This is a genomic window from Cryptobacterium curtum DSM 15641 (assembly GCF_000023845.1).
GTDB classification, from domain to species: Bacteria; Actinomycetota; Coriobacteriia; order Coriobacteriales; family Eggerthellaceae; genus Cryptobacterium; species Cryptobacterium curtum.
In genome coordinates this window covers 1,273,544-1,292,532 of the sequence record NC_013170.1, presented here as the reverse complement: position 1 = coordinate 1,292,532, position 18,989 = coordinate 1,273,544, and the positions used below count along the sequence as shown (strand labels likewise).

The window sequence follows — 18,989 nt, the reverse complement described above, 5'->3', positions numbered from 1 at the left end:
GGTATGGATAAAGCGAAATGATCTATTTCGATAATGCGGCGACCACCATGATTAAACCACCGACGGTAGCGCAGGCGGTCGCAGCAGCTATTGGTTCATTCGGGGGCGTTGGTCGCGGGCGCATGATGCATCCCTTTCGGCCGATCTGACGGTATTTCATGCGCGGAGCCAGATAGCACATCTGCTTGGCACGCCCGATGCAAAACTCGTAGCATTTAGCCTCAATGTAACTGAAGCACTCAACATAGTAATTACGGGGCTATTGCATGCAGGAGACCACGCCATTACAACGGCTGCCTCCCACAATTCGGTGTTGCGTCCACTCTATCGAGCGCAGGAAGAGCGGGGTGTTGCCCTTTCAATCGTGCCGGTGGCGCCCGATGCTTCGATTGATTATGAAGCGTTTGAACGCTCGTTTACTCCAGCTACGCGCGTGGTGGCGGTTACCCATGCATCAAATCTTACCGGTGACATCTACGATGTCGAACGCATGGCCCGTATTGCTCATCAACACAATGCGATTATTATTGTCGACGCTGCGCAAACGGCTGGGTCTCACACCATTGATATGCAGGCACAAGGCCTTGATATTGTGGCGTTTACCGGCCATAAGGGTCTCTATGGGCCACAGGGTACTGGCGGCCTAGCGCAACTGCGCGACTATGGTATTCTACCCTATTCAGTTGGCGGATCAGGTACGCACAGTTACGAGCATAATCATCCAGCATTTCTACCAGAACGCCTGGAAGCAGGTACTCCCAACGCACATGGTATTGCGGGTCTTTCTGCTGGTCTTGCCTATATCGAAGAGACAGGTGTTGAGGGAATTGGAGCCTTTACAGGCCAATTGGCCGATCGCTTCGAGGCAGGTGTGCGCACCATTGATAGGGTTACAGTCTATGGTGGGCAGGGTGGTATCGGACGCTGTGGCATTGTGGCGCTCAACATTGGAGATGTCGATTCAGCAGAAGTTGCGGATGTCTTAAACGTGGAATTTGGTATCTGCACCCGTGCCGGAGCACATTGCGCCCCGCTTATGCACGAAGCGCTTGGCACCGATCATCAAGGAGCAGTGCGTTTTAGCTTTTCTTCTTTCAACACTGCAGACGAAGTAGATGAAGGTATTCGTGCTGTTGCTGCGATTGCGCAAAGTTTGGCAGACGAGGGCAGACGATGAGAGAAAAAACGCTGAAAGTGGTATTCACTTTTGCTTCGGTGTCAGATGCGATGGCTGCCGAAGAAGCAGCACGTCGCGAAGGTATTCCTGGTCGTATTATTCCGCTGCCAACCCAGATAGCAGCTTCATGTGGGCTGTCGTGGGCAGCATCCGCAGCTGATCGTGCAACGGTTGAAGTGGGCTTTACGCAGGCAAAGGTAGCCTATGAAGGTGTGTATGAGGTGCCGCTTTACTAGGCCTATGTAACTGCTGAGGCAATGTACGCCTGCGATTACGGCGTGTCTATAAGGAGACTCATATGAACTTTGTTCATATGAGTTTTGCAGTTTATTTCTTTATTCAATGGGAGAAGTAATGGTTAAGGTTGGAATTGACATTGGCTCCACGGCAACGAAGGTAGCCGTTTTTGATGGTGACAGCCTGCTGTTAACGGATGTAATGCCCACAGGCTTTTCCAGTGTTGATGCGTCTGAGCGGGTGCAAAAGACGCTGCTTGAGCACGATATAGCACTTGATAAAGCGACGGTGATTGCGACAGGATATGGACGCGTTGCCGTGCCTTATGCAACTAAAACCGTCACCGAAATTACCTGCCATGCGCGGGGTGCAAATTTTCTCTTTGGTCCCGACGGCACCGTTATTGATGTTGGTGGCCAAGACACAAAGGTCATTCAGCTTGCCGGTGGTCGGGTGAAAAAGTTCGCCATGAACGACAAGTGTGCAGCAGGTACGGGTAAGTTCCTTGAAGTTATTGCCGATCGCATGGGTGTTTCTCAGCAGAAGCTTGCTGACTTGGCGCGTGCGGGTTCGCCGACGACAATTTCGAGCATGTGTACGGTATTTGCCGAATCTGAAGTTATCTCTTTGGTAGGACGGGGCGAACCGCTTGAAAATATAGCGAATGGGGTTATTGAATCAGTTGTGGGGCGCGTAGTGACGCTTGTGGGTCAGATGTTGGTTGAACCCTGTTTTCTTACGGGTGGGCTGTGTGAAAATAGCTATATTGTTGAGCGCCTCTCTGCTCATTTGAAGTGCCCTGTTACAACGGAGGCGCGTGCGCGCTTTGCGGGTGCGATTGGTGCTGCCCTCTCAGCGTAGCGAGTAATAGAAACGCGTCGAAGCCGCAATCCAAGATAATGGCAGGTTAAACTGCCTGTTGGTGGATGAAGCAGTGAAGCCAGTGGGTGCTTTTCTTTTCGCAACTATTGGTTGCGCTATCAATTGCAAGCTAGAATTGGTGGCGCTTATTGCTGAGACCAACGAGTATGCGAGATGCAGCTGCGGAATACGTACTATTACCAGAGAGGTTTCTTCTATGAAGATCGAAATAGCAAAAAGGCTTTATGAATATCGACGTGCTGCGGGACTTTCTCAAGAACAGGTTGCCGCAAAGATAGATGTGTCGCGTCAAGCAGTGTCGAAGTGGGAGTGCGCCGAAGCATCTCCTGATACTGATAACCTTATCGCGCTCGCCCTGCTGTATGGCATCACTGTGGACGAATTGCTCTTTGCTGACCCAGAAAAAGCTATTGGTGAAGCGCCCGTGTCCAAGGCTGCTGGTGTTGAAACAGCTGCGGATAATGCGGCACAGAGCGAACCTGCCGAAGACGCCGCCGAGCAGGGTGAAGACACCGCAGCGCAAAGCGAAAACGCCGCAGTTCAAGGCGAAGGTGATACTGTCTATTCAGATGAAGAAGAACAGACAACCTGGCAGCAATCAGGCGATTCTGAAAATGACTATGTCAGAGTGAGCCTTGGTGAGGGTGTCCATGTTCTCAACTCAAAGAAGGGCGAAAAGGTCCATGTTGGATGGGATGGCATCCATGTGGATAACGACAAAGAGCATGTCCATATTGATTTTGGCAATCTCGCCAAGATGATTCGCGAATTTCGCAAAGATCAGCGATAGCTATCTATTTCATTCCGAGTGTTTTGAAAAACTGATACGAGTCTGCACGTGCCATCGAGAGGCATTCACTTCGAACGTTTAAAAGGCAAGCAATAGTTGTAATGAACAGCGATTGCTTGCCTCGTTGTCTGCTTTATGTTTTGTCCTGCTAAGCAGTGAACACATTGCCGCTAAGCGATGAATACGTTACCCGCAGGGCCGTCGATCACTTCGCCGATGCGAGAGGCGTGGCGTTTTGTCTGCTCGAAGAAAGCAGCGTCGAACGCATCAGCATCAGCGGGGTCGACAGCCACCAGCAAACCACCTGATGTTTGTGGGTCGCAGAGCACCGCCATGCGATTGTCGTAGTCGTTGTCGTCGAGCGTGCCCTGTGGCACAAAGGGTTGTGCCCATTGGATAATCGAGAACGTTTTTCCTGGACGGCAATAGGCGCAAGCATAGTCAAATACCTTATCAAACAGGGGAAGGGCATCCCACTGCAAGCGTGCAGCACAACCTGATGCTTCGAGCATTTCGTGAAGGTGACCGGCTAACCCAAAGCCGGTCACATCGGTGGCCGCATGGGTACGTACGCGACGCATGGCTGCCGCACCATATTTGTTGAGCTCCATCATCGAATTGATGGCTTCCCGCATACTCTCGTCGGTTTCCAGCTTGGCACGAAATGCCGAGGTGAGAATGCCGGTACCAATTTTCTTGGTATAGAACAGCACATCGCCAGGACGGGCGCCGCCATTGCGAATAATGTGATCGGGGTGCACGACGCCAAAGACGGAAAGGCCATACTTCGGTTCTTCATCGTCGATGGAATGCCCACCTACGGTGAAAGCACCTGCTTCAGCCACTTTGTCAGATCCACCGCGCATAACTTCAGCCACGACATCGTTGCCGAGTTTGCAGGGGAAAGCGAGGATATTGAGCGCTGTTATCGGCGTTGCTCCCATGGCAAATACATCGGAAAGCGCGTTTGCGGCGGCAATGGCTCCAAACTCGTAGGGGTCATCAACAACCGGCGTGAAGAAATCAAGCGTCAGCACCGCAGCTTGATCGTCAGAGAGACGAAATACTGCCGCATCATCACTGGTGTCGAAGCCCAACAGTAAATTGGGGCTTTGAGCCGGCGCAATCTTTTTCATTATTTCCTGCAAGTCACCCGGACTCCATTTGGCTGCTCAACCGCCTTTAGACGTCATGCGAGTTAAGTGCACGCGTTCCTCTTCGCTCATCTATCCTCCTTTCCCCTGCTTGGCTGTTTGTTGAACTCTATCCAATTGCACTCTACTTGAATTTCTATGATACTGCGACCTTTCAGCTGCTGTAGTTGCGTGTCGTGGGCGCGTCGCTGGGATGTAGACCATTTTACACCGAGCATACATTTTCCCATGTCACAGGCATGTAGCACGTTTCGTGCGAGTATAAATGGCGCTTATCATCCTTTTGCTCAATACACAAAATCGCAAAAATCACCCGCTTGATGCTACGCATTTGGCCGAAATAGCGGGTTTTCCCCCTTGTTGAGCAAAACGCGTTTCGATGACACTACAGAAGGCTACTCAGCAAGGTGGAGGCCGGCGGCAACGCCGTGCATGCTTGGGTGGAAAAGGGGATTGTGACAAATTCCCATTAGACGAGAGAAAGAGGAAGTGATCCGCATGGACTTAACGCGGCGCGGGCTTTTTAAGGCAACGGCGCTGGCATTTGCCGGCTCGATGGCCTGGGAGCTATCCAATCAGTCGAAGGCGTTTGCATTCGATAATCAAAAGGAATGGAAGCTCGAAGACACCGAAGAGCGGACGAGTATCTGCTGTTACTGCGCGTGCGGCTGTGGTTTGGTTACCTCGGTGCGTGACGGTGAACTGGTCCATGTTGAAGGTGACCCGGATCACTTTGTAAACGAAGGTGGCCTTTGCCCCAAGGGTGCGGCTGAATTTCAAACGGAATATATCGTAAATCCCAAGACGGGCGCTCTCGAAGAAAACCCTGGCCGTGTTACTACTCCAAAAGTTCGTCGTCCGGGCGCAAGCGAGTGGGAAGACATTTCCTGGGACGAAGCGATCAATGAGATTGCGCGTCATATGAAAGACACGCGCGATGAAACCTTTGAAGAAGTCAACGAAGCAGGTGTGACGGTTAATCGCACACCAGCTATTGCCTGTTTAGGCGGGTCTTCAATGACCATCGAAGAAGAGTATTTCATCGTCAAGCTCTTCCGCGAATTAGGGGCCATCACCCTCGATAACCAGGCGCGCGTTTGACACAGCTCTACGGTTTCCGGTCTGGGACCAACGTTTGGTAGAGGTGCAATGACGGGACAGTGGGGCGATCTTGCCAACGCTGACGTGCTTCTTACGTGCGGCTGCAATAATGCCGAAAATCATCCCGCTTCAATGAAATGGGTCGATCGCGCTCGCGAAAACGGCGCAACATTTATTGTTGTTGATCCGCGTTTCACGCGTACGGCTGCGCTTGCTGACATCTATTGTCCTATTCGCCCTGGTACTGACATCGCTTTCTATGGCGGCATGATCAACTACATCTTTGAACATGATCGCTGGCAGCATGAGTACTGCCTTAATTACACGAACCTTTCTTACCTGATCAACCCTGATTTTACCTTTGATCCGGAAGAAGGTTTATTTAGCGGATTTAACGAAGAAACAAAGTCGTACGACAAGACTACCTGGTCGTATCAGGTTGAATCGGAAACCCAGTGGGATACGTCTGCGACTGGCGCGTATGCATGGACAACCGAAGAAGGCGTACCTGCTTTCACACCGCCTGTCCTAAAGACGCCGAAGAAGGACCCCACGCTTGAGGACCCCAACTGTGTGTATCAGATCATGCGCAATCATTACTCTCGCTATGACCTCGATACGGTATGCAGCGTCTGTGGCATGAATCGTGAAGCGCTTGAGCAGGTCTACGACATCTATACAAGCACCGGTGCAACCGATAAAGCGGGCACGATTCTGTATGCGCTCGGCCAGACACAGCACAGTACCGGCGTGGGCAATACCCGCAGTATGTCCATTATTCAGCTTCTGCTGGGCAACATTGGCGTGCCGGGCGGTCAGCTTGCCGCACTGCGTGGCGAACCCAACGTACAGGGGTGTACCGACATGTGCATCTCTCCTGGCGATATGACGGGCTATCTCAAGTGGCCTACCGATACAAGAGGTCGTACGATTGGTGAGTATTGTGCCAACGAAACGCCGAGCGATGGGTATTGGTCGAACACGCCGAAGTTCCTTGTGTCATATCTGAAGTCGTTCTTCGGCGACAATGCCACCGCCGATAACGATTACGGTTTCAATTGGCTTCCGAAGCTTGATAATGCGTCGAAGCGCTCGCTGCAGAATGCATTCCACCTGATCGAACAAGGTGTTATCAAGGGCTATATGTTCTTTGGTCAAAACCCCTTGCAGTCGCAGGCAAATGCAAGCTATCTGCGGCGCGTTACCGGCAATCTGGACTGGTTGGTCTTTGACGACATGTATATAACAGAGACCGCTGCGTTCTGGGATGCTCCGGACATCAGGGAAAATGCGGCTAACATTAAAACCGAATGCTACTTCCTTCCCATTGTGAGCTTGTTCGAAAAGCCTGGCACCGTTCTCAATTCAGGTCGTGTCATGCAGTGGCGTTACAAGGCGGTTGAGCCACGCGGCAATTCGAAGCCCGACATGGAAGTACTCATGTTGATTCATCAGAAGCTTCGCGAGCTCTACGAAAAGGAAGGTGGCGCGTTCCCGACGCCTATTCTGAATGCTAAGTGGGATTATGCTGGCGAAGACGGCAAGCCCGATATGCGCAAGATTGCCTGGGAGCTTAATGGCTATCGCACCGAGGGGGCGACGGAGGACTTCAAGAACAATACGCCTAAGCTGCTTGATGCATTTAGCAAGCTCAAGGCTGACGGTTCAACGGCGAGTGCTTGCTGGATCTATACCGGCTACTATGGCAACGCCGACGCTCCGTTGGATCCGTCGCAGCAAAACACAGGTCGTCGTGATAACACCGACGTTGGCGATCTGCACATCTTCCCCAAGTGGTCGTTTAGCTGGCCTGCGAACCGTCGTATTTTGTACAACCGTGCTTCGTGCGACATGAACGGTAAGCCCTGGCGTGCCGATAAGGCACCGGTGGAATGGGACGGTGAGAAGTGGATTTTGACTGATGTGGGCGACTTTGCAGCCAGCAAGGCGAACGCTGATGGCACTACCACACCGATTGCCCCAAACAATAAAGCCTTCTTTATGCGTTGGGAACAGAACGCCTGCCTGTTCAGCAATGTGATGAACGACATGCCTCTGCCTGAACATTATGAGCCGTTTGAGTCTCCCACGACCAATGTGCTTAATGGGTCTGACCATAATCCGGCGATTCTGTTTGCGGAGGATCCGTCTATCAGAGACACCAAGGGAAACGTTGAGAAGTACCCCTACGTGGCGACCACCTATTCATTGACTGAACAGTGGTCTACGGGTCAGGAAACGCATACGATTCCCGCGCTCAACGAAATGGTTCCCCACCAGTACTGCGAGATCCCGGCAGAACTCGCTGAAGAAAAAGGTATCAGCAACGGTGATGAGGTGCGCATCTTTAATAATCGCGGGTCCATCAAGGTTCACGCCATGGTCACCAAACGGGTGGCGCCGCTGAAGGTGCACGGCAAAACGCAGTACACCATCGGTATCGTGCATGACTGGGGTTACACAAACATCTTCACTCAGGGCGATATTACGAACGACTTGGTGCCCAATGTGGGCGACCCGAACAGTTTTATTCAAGAATCGAAGGCCTTCCTTGTTGGCCTCGAGAAAGCATAAGGAAGGGGGTTGAACTATGTCACAGGAAATGGCTATCTATTATGATGCATCGAAGTGTACTGCTTGCCGTGGGTGCCAAGCTGCGTGCAAAGTGTGGAACGAACTGCCTTCCCCCATTGATTTCAACGCGGGGGAATTCAAAGGTACGTTTCAAAATCCGTCTGATCTCAACCCTGATACGCGCTTGATTATCACCTTTGAAGAGCGCGCCCGCGAAAACGCGTATGGTGTCGACTGGGCCTTTGGCCGTCGTTCGTGCATGCACTGCACCGATGCAGCCTGCGTTAACGTTTGCCCCAGTGGCAGTTTGTATCACGACCCGGACGGTACGGGGCTTGTTATCTACGATGTGGATAAATGCATTGGGTGTCAGTATTGCCGCAGTGCATGCCCCTTTGATGTCCCGCGTCATACTGGCATTGGCGTTGTAGGTGGCGGTATCAAGATCAATAAGTGCACCGGATGCATCGATCGCGTGCGTCACGGCAGAGCACCAGCGTGTGTTTCTACCTGTCAGCCGAATGCCCTTGAGTGGGGTCCGCGCGACGAATTGATTGCTAAAGCACGCAAACGCGTTGAAGTGCTCCACGAAAAAGGGTTTAGCGATGCGCGTGTCTACGGCGCCGACGAATGTGGTGGCCTGCATGTCATCAACGTGCTCAAGTACGACTTGTCTATGTATCAGAACTTACCTGAAGGTGCTGCCCCCGATGGCTTAACAGAAGCCTTAGGTTACATGAAACCGCTGGCTGCTCTTGGTGCTGCCGGTATCGTTGGTGGCTTGGGCCTGTCGTTCTTGTTGGGCACGGGCTATAAGCGCGACAGAATGTACTACGATGAAGTAGATCATGATGTTATCGATGTCGATACCGATGAAGTTATCAAGCATATCGACAAAGAGGCAGGTGAGCGATAATGGCCGAGAAGACCGAAAAGAAGAACTATCCTGAGCGCGTCATACCGCGCCACTCGCTCCAGACACGTCTTACGCACGATATCGTGGCAGTTTCCTGCATCTGGCTGGTTATTTCTGGCCTGTTTGTGTTCGTTCCTCAGTTGGCAGCAGCGTTTCCTGCTGTGGCTCAGGGGATGCGTATTAGCCACCGGGTGGTGGGTGCCATCTTTATCTTGACACCCATTGTGAGTGCTTTTCTTGCACCGAAGGGCTTCAAAGAATTCTTAGGAAAGTACTTCACCAAATGGACGCGTGAAGACTTCGAATTCATGCTGAAGTTTGTCCCTTACATGCTTGGGCCAAAACGGGTTCACATGCCCGACCAAGACGAAGTAAAAAGTGGACAGCGTATTGCTGACGGCGCCATGATTCTATCGGGCATCTGCATTGCCGCTTCAGGCTTGGTTTTGTGGTTGGGAACGAGTGTGTTTAATGCCAACGGTACGGCCGAGATGATCATGCGTATGGTGCATGATATCTGCTTTATCATGTTTATCGTATTTGGTGTGGCCCACATCTATCTGGGTGCTGGCATCTTCCAACCCTACCGCGGGACAATTCGTCTTATGTGGGGCGATGGAAAAGTAAGCGAATCGAATGCTTTGTATCACTGGGGCTTTTGGGCTCGTAAGGAAATTGAAGAAGGCAACGTCGAAGAAGTGGAGAAGTAACGGTGGACTCCAAGCTGGTGCATGCTGCTGTTGCGGCGTATCAAGAGGAGGCAGATCCTGCTGAAACGTCGCGGCTGGCCTTTTTTGAAGGGCTTTTGGATATTCAGCAAGAACGTGCCGACTTTGTAGCCGCTCAAAATGGCTGGCATGCGCCAGAGGCAGCGCAGATTGTTGCGCTGTACCGTGCACCAGAAGGAGTTTTCTCGCAGGTGCCAGTGGCGCTTGATGCTGCAGACTTCGCACAAACGTGTCAACAGATTGCCAGCTATATGGCGGATCATGCGGGTCTTGATGACGCGGCAACTCGTGCCTTACAGGCATTTGACTGGAACGCTTTTTGTGCGCGCGTTGACCTTGTGCGCGCAGGCACAGATCCTGCCTCGTTTATCGAAGAGACACTTGCTCACATCGATAGCTTTGACGTCTCTGCCGATCTGCCCGCTAACGTGCTGATGATGGTGCCGGCGTTTGCCCTGCGTGCCCATTTGCAGCCCGCTGCTGAAGCGGCTGTTGCTGCCTATCAAGATGCTGACGATCACCATTCGTTCGAGCGATCCGTTGACTGCCCGGTCTGCGGATCGCCCGCAACGGCTTCGTGGGTAGGGGAGTCGGCCGCAAGCGACGGACGCGGCCGCATGCAGTACTGCGCGATGTGCGGTACCCAGTGGAATTTCGATCGTATTCGGTGCGGGAACTGCGGCACGCGCAGTACGAGTCATCTTCATTACTTCAATGTGGCAGGTGATCCTGCACATCGACTGCAGCGATGTGACGATTGTGGCGGCTACCAGCGGGTTGTGTTCCGCGAAGATATGAAAGTACAGCCCTTTGCCATGGAAGTAGAAGATGTTGTCATGGCGCGTTTGGATGAAATCGCTCACGATCCGCGCTTTCAAAACGCACCAACGTATGACGTGTAGCGCTTAAATTTTCTTTTCATCTTTCTTTCACCGTCTGGTCTTTCGAAAAAAGATTGCTAAGCTGGTAGGTGAAAGAGTTCGAGAAGAGGAACGTCATGCGTGTATTCGATGCCTCTCAACCGATAGAGGAAGAGAAGGTATACGACATCATTCGGCTGAATCCGTCCGGTCTTGCTGCTAGTCAAGCCACGGATGAAGCTGCCTGTACGGCATCTGTGGAAGAAGACTATCTGCAGACGGAAAACGCGGTGCGCGTGTATGTAAATGGTACGCTTACCATGACGCTGATGTGTTCAGCCGATCATGTGATTGAACTGGTTCTTGGACGCTTATTCACCGAGGGAATGATCGATAGCCTCGACGAAGTGGATGAGGTCTATCTCTGTGAGTACGCCACGCGTGCCATGGTGTATTTGCACGACCGTGAAACACCACGCCCACATCGGTCTCACGTGGATGTTGTGCCTTCATGCTGCACCTTTAATCGTACCCTCGATGATTCTTGGGTAAAGAATGAAGAGCTCAAGGAAGTGGTGCCAATTAAATGGTCCATTCCTTGGGTGTTTAAGATGGCGCATATCTTTGAAGCTGATACACCTATGCATAAGCGCACGTTTGGGGCGCACAGCTGCTATTTGGCGCTCGGAGAAGAAGTGCTCTATTGCTGCGAAGATTTAGGACGCCATAACGCATTCGATAAGGTGGTCGGTTGCGCCTTGCGTGATGGCGTTGACCTCGCGCATTGCACTATTTTTACCAGCGGACGTATTCCAACCGATATGGTGGTAAAAGCTATTCGTGCGGGCATCCCAACGCTGATCTCTAAGGCAGTGCCAACCGATTTAACAGTTGACATGGCTAGACGGTATCGTTTAACGCTTATTTGTTCGGCCCATTCCGATTCTCTGAAGGTATTTAGCGATCCGTTGGGCGTGGCTCAATCGTTCGTAAAAGTTTCTGCTGTTTGATGCTGTCACAGGTTTGCGACATCGGTTCCATCGGCATGCTCACTAACAATTTCTCTGCTGTTTAATGGTGTTCAACTCACCTTCGATGCTGAACGTTCAGGGTGGTAGGCAGTAATTGAGACGTCACGTGATACGGCGCGAGAGGTCTACTGATGTGCCAGTTTGCATATTTCCTCTCGTAGTTGACTATACCCCTAGGGGGTATATAATAGCCGCTGTAAAACAAGAACGAGTCAACTGGCTGAAATCAGTTAAAGGAAGCGCATACCTATGGCAGAACGAGAGTGTCCGCATTGTGCGCGGCAGAAGCACACGCCGCGCAGTCAAGACTTACAAGAAGACTTACAACGTCGTTTGAACCGCGCCATCGGGCAGTTGGGCGGTATCAAAACGATGATTGAAGAAAACCGCTACTGCGGCGATGTCCTGGTGCAGTTGTCTGCGACGCGTAGTGCTATTCAAAGCATAGAGCGTATTGTGCTGCAGAATCATTTAGAGACCTGCGTTGTTGAAGAGATCCGATCGGGCAACGACGAGATTGTTGATGAAGCAATGGATCTCATCAAACGTGTGGCAAAGTAGGGGGCCATCATGAAGAAGACATTCGATGTCACTGGTATGACATGTGCCGCCTGTTCGGCGCGGGTGACAAAAGCTACACAAGCAGTGCCCGGTGTAGATGAAGCGGTCGTGAACCTGCTGAAAAACAGTATGGAAGTAACCTACGATGGCAACGATGCAACACTTGCTGCCGTCAGCGCAGCGGTGGAAAAAGCAGGGTACGGTGCCACGGTGCGCGGTCAGGCTTCGTCCGAAGCGGCACCATCCCGCGGAAGCGCTTCTGACGCAGCGCAAAAAGAAGCTCGTCACGTGCGCATGCGCTTGATCGTCTCTATTTTATTTACGGTGCCGCTCTTCTATCTTTCAATGGGACATATGTTTAGCTGGCCAATTCCTGCAGCACTCGCTGGCCATGAAGGCATGATGTCATTAGCGCTGACCGAGCTTTTGTTAACTATTCCGGTGGTGTTTGTTAACTTCAAATTCTTCCGTGTGGGCTTTAAAACTCTTATACATCGTGCGCCAAATATGGATTCGCTTATTGCGCTTGGTTCGACGGCATCAATTATTTACGGTATTGCAGCGATGTATCGCATGAGCGCGGCACTGGGCGTGGGTGATGTGCAGGCTGCGCATACGGCGGGCATGGATTTATATTTTGAATCAGCCGTGATGATTCTCACGCTGATCACGCTCGGTAAGTTTTTTGAGGCGCGAGCAAAAGGTCGTACCACCGACGCGATTAACGGGTTACTTGACTTGGCACCGGCAACGGCTCTTCGTGTGCGCGATGGCCAAGAAGAGGAAATTCTGATTGAGCAGGTTGTTGTAGGCGACATACTGGCAGTACGTGCTGGTGCGGCTGTTCCCTGTGATGGCGTGGTGGTGGAAGGCACTGCTGCGGTCGATGAATCGGTTATCACAGGGGAAAGCTTGCCCGTAGAAAAGGAAGCAGGCGATACCGTAACTGGCGCGACGGTGAATCGCAGTGGCTGGTTCACCATGCGCGCAACGGCAGTTGGTGCCGATACGGCGCTGGCGCACATCGTAAAGCTTGTGGATGAAGCAACAAGTACCAAAGCCCCTATCGAACGTAAAGCTGACCAGATTGCAGGTATATTCGTGCCGGCTGTTATCGGTGTGGCCATCGTGGTATTTGCTATCTGGCTAGTGATTGGTGATTTTTCTGCAGCCGTATCGCATGCTATCTCGGTGCTCGTCATCTCGTGCCCATGTGCTTTGGGTCTTGCTACACCAACAGCCATTATGGTGGGTACGGGTCGTGGTGCACAGCAGGGAGTGCTCATCAAGAGTGCCGAAGCGCTGGAAAATGCGCACGACACACGTATTGTCGTGCTTGATAAGACCGGTACCATCACCGAAGGTGCACCGCGTGTGACTGATGCTCTTGTGTACGAACATGATGGCTGGACTGCCGTAGAAACAAACCAACTGACTGCCGACCAAACGCGCGTAGTGCAGGCTGCCCTTTCGCTTGAGGAGCGCAGCGAACATCCGCTGGCACGTGCCTTTGTTGACTATGCCACTGAAAGGGGTGTCGAAGCGCAGCCAGTGGAAGACTTTACAACGGTGGCAGGTCGTGGCGTAAAGGGTATAGTTGACGGCTCTTTCTGCGTTGCCGGTAACGAACGCCTGTTGCGTGAAACTGGCGTAACGGTCGATGCATTTGCCACTGAAACAAAGCGCCTTGCCGAAGAAGGTAAAACGCCGCTGATTGTGGCTCGCGACGGTAAAGCTGAACTGATAGTTGCTTGTGCCGATGTGGTTAAGCCGACAAGCAAGCACGCCATCGAACGCCTGCGTGCTATGGGCGTTAAAACGGTCATGCTTACCGGTGATGATGCGCGTACTGCCGCGGTGATACAACGCGAAGTCGGCACCGATGAGGCCATTGCCAGTGTGCTGCCCGAAGGCAAGGAAGAACGCGTTCGTGCGTTCTGCGCTGAAGGTAAGACGGCTATGGTGGGGGATGGCATCAATGATGCCCCTGCTCTTGCCCGTGCTGATGTTGGTATTGCTATTGGGGCGGGGACTGATGTTGCCATCGACGCCGCTGATATCGTGCTGATGCGCAGCGATCTTGAAGATGTGGCAACGTCGCTGGAACTTTCTCGTGCGACAATGCGCAATATTAAGCAGAACCTATTCTGGGCACTTATCTACAATGCAATCTGTATTCCCATAGCAGCAGGTGCGCTGTCTGCGTGGGGCATTGCGCTTAACCCTATGATCGCAGCTGCGTGTATGAGCTTCTCGAGTATCTGCGTGGTAACAAACGCTCTGCGCCTGCGCGGGTGGAAGCCATCGCTTGAGGCTGCCTCAGTTTCAGTGGACGCTGGTCAATTGAGCGCCGGACAACGGAACAGCGACCAGTTGGGTGATGACATTAAGGTAAACAGCAACATCAAACTGGAGGGCGATAACCGATCGAAGAATAACAGTCAGCCAGATGACGATAAGTCAAAAAGCACTGGTCAGTCTGGTGATAGCACATCAGATAGCGTGAGCCAATCGAATGGTGAAGGACAGACAACTCAAAACAATCCTGAAAACGAAGTAGATAGAAAGGAACCAACTATGAAGAAGACCCTTGCAGTAGACGGCATGATGTGCGAGCACTGTGTTGCTCATGTAACGAAAGCGCTTGAAGGCATTGAAGGAGTCAGTTCGGTAAAGGTAAGCCTTGCCGACAAAAATGCAGTGGTTGATCTTGCTCAAGAGGTACCCGATGCCGCACTTGTTGATGCGGTTGTTGACGCGGGATACGAAGCTTCGGTGGTTGCGTAGTACACTACCTCACGACTACAAATCTATTTTGTTTGCCGTAAAGGAGCACCATGGACTCGCCAGACCGCCTGACGTACAGGCAGAAGATGCAGCAGGCGAATCGCGAAGCAAAAGCAACTGTAGCAGCCCTAGTGGTAACTATTGCTGTTTGGATTGCTGATGGGTTTGGCTTGGCAGGTACCGGTATTGAAGTGTTCCACACGCCTCTTTGGGTTATTGGTGGCACTCTTGGAACCTGGATCTGCGCCATTGCGGTATCGGTGTTTCTTTCGCGGCGTGTTTTCGTTGACTTTTCCTTTGACGAGGAAGCGGATGATCAGATAAGCAGCGATACAACTGCTGCGGACAGTGGGAAGCAGATCGGTCATGAATAGTCTTGCTAGTCTGCTTCCCGTTATTGTATTTCTGGCAATCGCTCTGGCAATTGCCGTTGTGGCACGTCGTCGTGGCGAGCGTGCTTCTTCGGGCGGGTTTATCGCCGAATATTTTATTGGTAGTCGAAGCCTTGGTCCGTTTGTTTTGGCGATGACGACGATTGCCACATACGGGTCGGTTAGTTCATTTGTCGGCGGCCCCGGGCAGGCGTGGAATGTCGGACTCGGTTGGGTCTATATGGCAGCTGTGCAGGTGACCGCACTGTTTTTGCTCTATGGCATTATGGGTAAGAAGATGGCGCTTGTTTCACGCAAATTAGGAGCGGTTACCGTTGTTGATGTTATCCGTGCGCGCTATCACTCTAATCTGCTTGCGAATCTTTCGGCACTTATCATCGTTGTATTTTTTTCAGCGACGATGGTGGCTCAGTTCGTTGGTGGGGCAAAGCTATTTTCGGCAGTAACGGGCTATTCCTATGTCGCGGGCCTTTTGATTTTTGGGGGCGCTGTTGTTGTCTTCACCACCATTGGGGGGTTTCGCGGTGTGGCGTTTACCGATGCACTGTGCGGCATTGCGATGCTCGTAGGAATCGTGGTTCTTGCTGCGGGAATACTGACGGCTGGCGGTGGCTATACCGCTATTATGGATACTATTCAGGCGAACCATCCTGAAATGATGAAACCCTTTGCCGACGGCAAAATGCCACTTTCTCTATATTTTACGCAGTGGCTGCTTGTGGGCATATTTACGTTTTGTTTGCCGCAATCGGTGGTGCGGTGCATGGGCTACAAAGATACGCGGGCACTACGTCACGCGATGACATCGGGCACAGTTATTATCGGCGCTATGATGATTGGGGTAACAGCATTAGGTACCCTGTCGGCTGGCGTATTAACAGGTGATTTGGCCGAGTATGGTGGCAGCGTGGATAACATTATTCCACAGACGATTATTCGCTGTCTTCCGACGTGGCTGGCGGGTATTGCCATTGTTGGCCCGATTGCCGCTTCCATATCAACCGTTTCTTCGCTGCTCATTGCTTCTTCTTCTGCCTTCATTAAAGATTTATGGATGCATCGCGCCCAACAGATGGGCCGATCGATTCCTGATACAACACTTGCACGGGCAAGCCAGTGCATCACGCTGGCTTTGGGTGCAATAGTTTTTGTTCTGGCAATTGTTCCGCCCGATGTAATCTGGAAGATCAATATGTTCGCATTTGGCGGTCTCGAAACGGCGTTCTGCTGGGTGCTTTTAGGGGCGCTGTTTTGGCGACGGGCTACCAAGCAAGGGGCTCTTGCTTCGATGATAGGTGGAACGCTCGCTTACTGCGTCTGCATGGCTGCTGGGTTTAAAGTAGCTGGTTTACATCAGATTGTTATTGGGCTTTCCGTAGCGTTTGTGCTGATGGTAGGGGTTTCTCTGCTGACTTCTTCGCGTGCTCGCGCGCATGAAAATACTCTTCAGCGTACGACTTCCCATACAGTGCCTCGCAAAATCCCCGATAAGAGATCCGATACAGCATCTGCTCAAGCATCCGGTACAAAGCCAACCCAGGTGCCCGATTCTGTGCAGGAGATCTTTTTCCCCGATAAGCCGGCGGTTCTGCGATAATCTAGCGACGCATTACACGCAGCATGTGTCTACATGTCGTACGGCGTTCAGTTGGAGGAACAGCAATGCAGGAAAAGCCGCAACGATTTGCGCAGGGCGTTATAGCAGCCCTATTAGGTGCAACACTCTGGGGCTTTTCAGGTTCATGTGCCGAATTTCTACTTTCGTCATACGAGATATCGTCGATTTTTATCACGATGGTTCGTATGCTGGGCGCAAGCGTACTTTTTATCGGCTATACCATGATTACCCAGCGCGGCGCAATCAGACGTATTCTGTCCGATAAGCGCACGGTGGGCTCGCTGCTGGTATTTGGATGCATCGGCTTGTATCTCGATCAGATAACCTATGTTATTGCTATTGGGTATACGAATGCTGGTACCGCTACGGTGCTCGCAAATGTTGGCCTTATCCTTATCATGCTCGTTACCTGCTTCACGGCACGTCGTCTGCCCTATGCGGGGGAATTTCTTGGTGTGATATGCGCTTTTGCTGCCGTCATGTTGATTGCTACTAAGGGTGATTTTGGCACGCTCAATCTTCCAGCGGAAGGGCTGTTTTGGGGCATGATGAATGCGGCTTCTCTCGCGCTCTATGTTATGCAGCCGCGCAAGCTTTTTGCGCAGTGGGGGAGTTTGCCTATTACTGGTCTCGGTATGCTGTTTGGTGGTTTTGCTGCCATGGCTGTTTGGGTCGTGTCGATTGTGCTCGCCATGTTGGGTATTGGCCCGCAAACGGGGGATATGGCCTTAGGGGCTCTTATGCCGGTGCTCGATGCAAATGGCATTGGCATGCTGGTGGTCATCGTGGTTATTGGAATGTTTGCCGCATTTGGTTTGTACCTACATGGCGTTTCGGTAGTTGGCAGCATGCGCGGTGGCTTACTTGGTGCGATCGAGCCGGTTTCCGCGACGCTGTTTTCAGCACTCTGGCTTGGTACCGCCTTTACGGGCGCTGATTGGGTGGGTCTGGTGCTGATGGTTATTACTATTTTCTTGGTAACGATTCAACGGGGGATGAAAACCGCCGCCGCGCAGGGCTAATACAGCTTAGACAGTGGTCGTTTATACGATTTACCAGCTGTTTTCTACCGACATTTATTATAGGTTTGCTCTTACGCTTCGAACAAAACGGCGCCCGAAGTAAGCCCGCCGCCAAAGCCAACCATGATTACGGTATCGCCCGTATGAATACGCCCCGCTTGGTACGCATCCGCCAAAGCCATAAGAGCGCTCGCTGCACTCGTGTTGGCGGTTTCGGCGATTGAGATTTGGAAGAGGTCCTCAGCTACGTTGAGCTTGCGAGCGGCATAGCGAATGATGCGCTCATTAGCCTGATGAGGGACGATACAGCTTACTTCGTCGAGGGAAACCCCCGCGCGCTCAAGCACTGCTTCAATCGCTTCGATAATGGCGGCAGTGGCAAACTTGAATACCTTTTGCCCCTCCATCGTAATGAACGGGTTGTGCTGTGAGGTACTTGTGTTTAAAGGGGGATCAACTGCAGGGCCTGTACCAAAGGGGAACGTTGAAAGATCAAACATGCTTGCACGGTTGAGGGTGCGATCGACATCGTCGGTATTTTTCAAAAACGAACTGCGCACGCCGCGTTTCTGTTCGTTCCATTCCAACATAACGGCCCCTGCGCCATCGCCAAAGAGCACACACGTTGAACGGTCGGTCCAGTTGACGATGCGCGAAAGGCGTTCAACGCCAATAACAAGCGCGCGCCGGATAGGATTTGACGTGCCGGGGGTAATCGTTGATGCCAGCATCATGCTTTGGGCAACGGTAATGCCGTATGTACAGCCTGAACAGGCAGCATTTAAGTCAAAAGCAATAGCGTGCATGGCGCCCAAGCGTTCTTTCAGAAGAGCAGCTTGGCTAGGAATGGTGGTATCAGGAGTGATGGTCATGCAGATGATAAGGTCGATCGTGCGCGGATCTGTGTGCTGCAAGGTCCAGCCGCTACTGTCGCTACTGCCATTTCCATTGCTGTTGCCTTCACCCATCGCTCTGCGCGCAGCCGCTTCTCCAAGATCGGTTGCTGTTTCCGAAAGAGCAATGCGGCGCGACTTAATGCCCGTGCGTTGGGATATCCATTCGTCATCGGTATCCACAATATGCGACATATCATCATTGGTTACCCGAAGGGCAGGCACAGCCCGACCCGAACCGATGACAGTGCAACCCATATGCTTCT

General features: G+C 52.0%; 17 protein-coding genes. 15 read left to right on the top strand and 2 right to left on the bottom strand.

What is annotated here, in order from left to right; genetic code table 11:
• Nucleotides 1–17 precede the first annotated feature (17 nt).
• The 5 genes from CCUR_RS07675 (at nucleotide 18) to CCUR_RS05610 (ending at nucleotide 3,086) form a co-directional block, all read left to right on the top strand.
• A complete protein-coding gene (locus tag CCUR_RS07675) occupies nucleotides 18–149 on the top strand; it encodes a hypothetical protein (protein ID WP_280985055.1) in 132 nt (43 codons plus the stop codon).
• The gene (locus CCUR_RS05625) at nucleotides 98–1,177 is read left to right on the top strand and encodes an aminotransferase class V-fold PLP-dependent enzyme (RefSeq protein ID WP_342606833.1); all 1,080 of its coding nucleotides are present in this window, start codon (nucleotides 98–100) and stop codon (nucleotides 1,175–1,177) included. Before CCUR_RS07675 ends, CCUR_RS05625 begins: the two co-directional genes overlap by 52 nt.
• On the top strand, nucleotides 1,174–1,413 hold the full coding sequence (locus CCUR_RS05620) for a putative Se/S carrier protein (protein ID WP_015778685.1): 240 nt from the start codon (nucleotides 1,174–1,176) through the stop codon (nucleotides 1,411–1,413). The genes CCUR_RS05625 and CCUR_RS05620 overlap by 4 nt, the downstream gene beginning before the upstream one ends.
• A 118-nt stretch (nucleotides 1,414–1,531) precedes the next feature.
• Nucleotides 1,532–2,275: an acyl-CoA dehydratase activase gene (locus tag CCUR_RS05615; RefSeq protein WP_015778684.1), complete on the top strand. Its 744-nt coding sequence runs from the start codon at nucleotides 1,532–1,534 to the stop codon at nucleotides 2,273–2,275.
• Nucleotides 2,276–2,492: 217 nt separating this feature from the next.
• Nucleotides 2,493–3,086, top strand: coding sequence for a helix-turn-helix transcriptional regulator (locus tag CCUR_RS05610; protein WP_015778683.1), 594 nt, complete (start codon nucleotides 2,493–2,495; stop codon nucleotides 3,084–3,086).
• Nucleotides 3,087–3,256: 170 nt separating this feature from the next.
• Here the strand turns inward: CCUR_RS05610 and selD are convergent, their stop codons facing one another.
• Nucleotides 3,257–4,312 (bottom strand): selenide, water dikinase SelD, encoded by a 1,056-nt coding sequence (gene selD / locus CCUR_RS05605; RefSeq protein ID WP_083771584.1) that lies wholly within the window; start codon nucleotides 4,310–4,312, stop codon nucleotides 3,257–3,259.
• A 426-nt stretch (nucleotides 4,313–4,738) separates the two neighbouring features.
• On the opposite strand from selD, the gene CCUR_RS05595 reads away from it, so the two are divergent.
• The 10 genes from CCUR_RS05595 (at nucleotide 4,739) to CCUR_RS05550 (ending at nucleotide 17,830) form a co-directional block, all read left to right on the top strand.
• Entirely contained in the window at nucleotides 4,739–7,915 is a 3,177-nt protein-coding gene (locus CCUR_RS05595; RefSeq protein WP_015778681.1) for a molybdopterin-dependent oxidoreductase, read from the top strand.
• A 16-nt stretch (nucleotides 7,916–7,931) separates the two neighbouring features.
• Complete coding sequence (locus tag CCUR_RS05590) at nucleotides 7,932–8,831, top strand: 4Fe-4S dicluster domain-containing protein (RefSeq protein WP_015778680.1); 900 nt, start codon at nucleotides 7,932–7,934, stop codon at nucleotides 8,829–8,831.
• The gene (locus tag CCUR_RS05585; protein WP_015778679.1) at nucleotides 8,831–9,541 is read left to right on the top strand and encodes a cytochrome b/b6 domain-containing protein; all 711 of its coding nucleotides are present in this window, start codon (nucleotides 8,831–8,833) and stop codon (nucleotides 9,539–9,541) included. The genes CCUR_RS05590 and CCUR_RS05585 overlap by 1 nt, the downstream gene beginning before the upstream one ends.
• A 2-nt stretch (nucleotides 9,542–9,543) precedes the next feature.
• Nucleotides 9,544–10,461 carry a formate dehydrogenase accessory protein FdhE gene (locus CCUR_RS05580; RefSeq protein ID WP_015778678.1) on the top strand — a complete coding sequence of 306 codons (918 nt, stop codon included), beginning with the start codon at nucleotides 9,544–9,546 and terminating at the stop codon, nucleotides 10,459–10,461.
• A gap of 95 nt (nucleotides 10,462–10,556) precedes the next feature.
• Nucleotides 10,557–11,429, top strand: a complete 873-nt coding sequence (fdhD, locus tag CCUR_RS05575; RefSeq protein WP_015778677.1) for a formate dehydrogenase accessory sulfurtransferase FdhD — start codon at nucleotides 10,557–10,559, stop codon at nucleotides 11,427–11,429.
• Between the two features lie 270 nt (nucleotides 11,430–11,699).
• Nucleotides 11,700–12,011 carry a metal-sensing transcriptional repressor gene (locus CCUR_RS05570; RefSeq protein ID WP_015778676.1) on the top strand — a complete coding sequence of 104 codons (312 nt, stop codon included), beginning with the start codon at nucleotides 11,700–11,702 and terminating at the stop codon, nucleotides 12,009–12,011.
• Nucleotides 12,012–12,020: 9 nt separating this feature from the next.
• Entirely contained in the window at nucleotides 12,021–14,798 is a 2,778-nt protein-coding gene (locus CCUR_RS05565; protein WP_015778675.1) for a heavy metal translocating P-type ATPase, read from the top strand.
• Between the two features lie 50 nt (nucleotides 14,799–14,848).
• A complete protein-coding gene (locus CCUR_RS05560; RefSeq protein WP_015778674.1) occupies nucleotides 14,849–15,172 on the top strand; it encodes a YhdT family protein in 324 nt (107 codons plus the stop codon).
• Nucleotides 15,165–16,787, top strand: coding sequence for a sodium/pantothenate symporter (gene panF, locus CCUR_RS05555; RefSeq protein ID WP_015778673.1), 1,623 nt, complete (start codon nucleotides 15,165–15,167; stop codon nucleotides 16,785–16,787). The genes CCUR_RS05560 and panF overlap by 8 nt, the downstream gene beginning before the upstream one ends.
• Nucleotides 16,788–16,852: 65 nt before the next feature.
• Entirely contained in the window at nucleotides 16,853–17,830 is a 978-nt protein-coding gene (locus tag CCUR_RS05550) for a DMT family transporter (protein ID WP_015778672.1), read from the top strand.
• 71 nt (nucleotides 17,831–17,901) lie between these two features.
• On the opposite strand, the gene CCUR_RS05545 is transcribed toward CCUR_RS05550, so the two are convergent.
• Complete coding sequence (locus CCUR_RS05545) at nucleotides 17,902–18,981, bottom strand: 3-oxoacyl-ACP synthase III family protein (protein WP_015778671.1); 1,080 nt, start codon at nucleotides 18,979–18,981, stop codon at nucleotides 17,902–17,904.
• Nucleotides 18,982–18,989: the final 8 nt, after the last annotated feature.

Excerpts from the sequence above, each read along its gene's own strand:
- CCUR_RS05560 (WP_015778674.1), top strand. The coding sequence starts at position 14,849 with ATGGACTCGCCAGACCGCCTGACGTACAGGCAGAAGATGCAGCAGGCG.
- CCUR_RS05545 (WP_015778671.1), bottom strand. The coding sequence starts at position 18,981 with ATGGGTTGCACTGTCATCGGTTCGGGTCGGGCTGTGCCTGCCCTTCGG.
- CCUR_RS07675 (WP_280985055.1), top strand. The coding sequence starts at position 18 with ATGATCTATTTCGATAATGCGGCGACCACCATGATTAAACCACCGACG.
- CCUR_RS05550 (WP_015778672.1), top strand. The coding sequence starts at position 16,853 with ATGCAGGAAAAGCCGCAACGATTTGCGCAGGGCGTTATAGCAGCCCTA.
- panF (WP_015778673.1), top strand. The coding sequence starts at position 15,165 with ATGAATAGTCTTGCTAGTCTGCTTCCCGTTATTGTATTTCTGGCAATC.
- CCUR_RS05585 (WP_015778679.1), top strand. The coding sequence starts at position 8,831 with ATGGCCGAGAAGACCGAAAAGAAGAACTATCCTGAGCGCGTCATACCG.
- CCUR_RS05590 (WP_015778680.1), top strand. The coding sequence starts at position 7,932 with ATGTCACAGGAAATGGCTATCTATTATGATGCATCGAAGTGTACTGCT.
- CCUR_RS05570 (WP_015778676.1), top strand. The coding sequence starts at position 11,700 with ATGGCAGAACGAGAGTGTCCGCATTGTGCGCGGCAGAAGCACACGCCG.
- CCUR_RS05615 (WP_015778684.1), top strand. The coding sequence starts at position 1,532 with ATGGTTAAGGTTGGAATTGACATTGGCTCCACGGCAACGAAGGTAGCC.
- fdhD (WP_015778677.1), top strand. The coding sequence starts at position 10,557 with ATGCGTGTATTCGATGCCTCTCAACCGATAGAGGAAGAGAAGGTATAC.
- CCUR_RS05565 (WP_015778675.1), top strand. The coding sequence starts at position 12,021 with ATGAAGAAGACATTCGATGTCACTGGTATGACATGTGCCGCCTGTTCG.
- CCUR_RS05620 (WP_015778685.1), top strand. The coding sequence starts at position 1,174 with ATGAGAGAAAAAACGCTGAAAGTGGTATTCACTTTTGCTTCGGTGTCA.
- CCUR_RS05610 (WP_015778683.1), top strand. The coding sequence starts at position 2,493 with ATGAAGATCGAAATAGCAAAAAGGCTTTATGAATATCGACGTGCTGCG.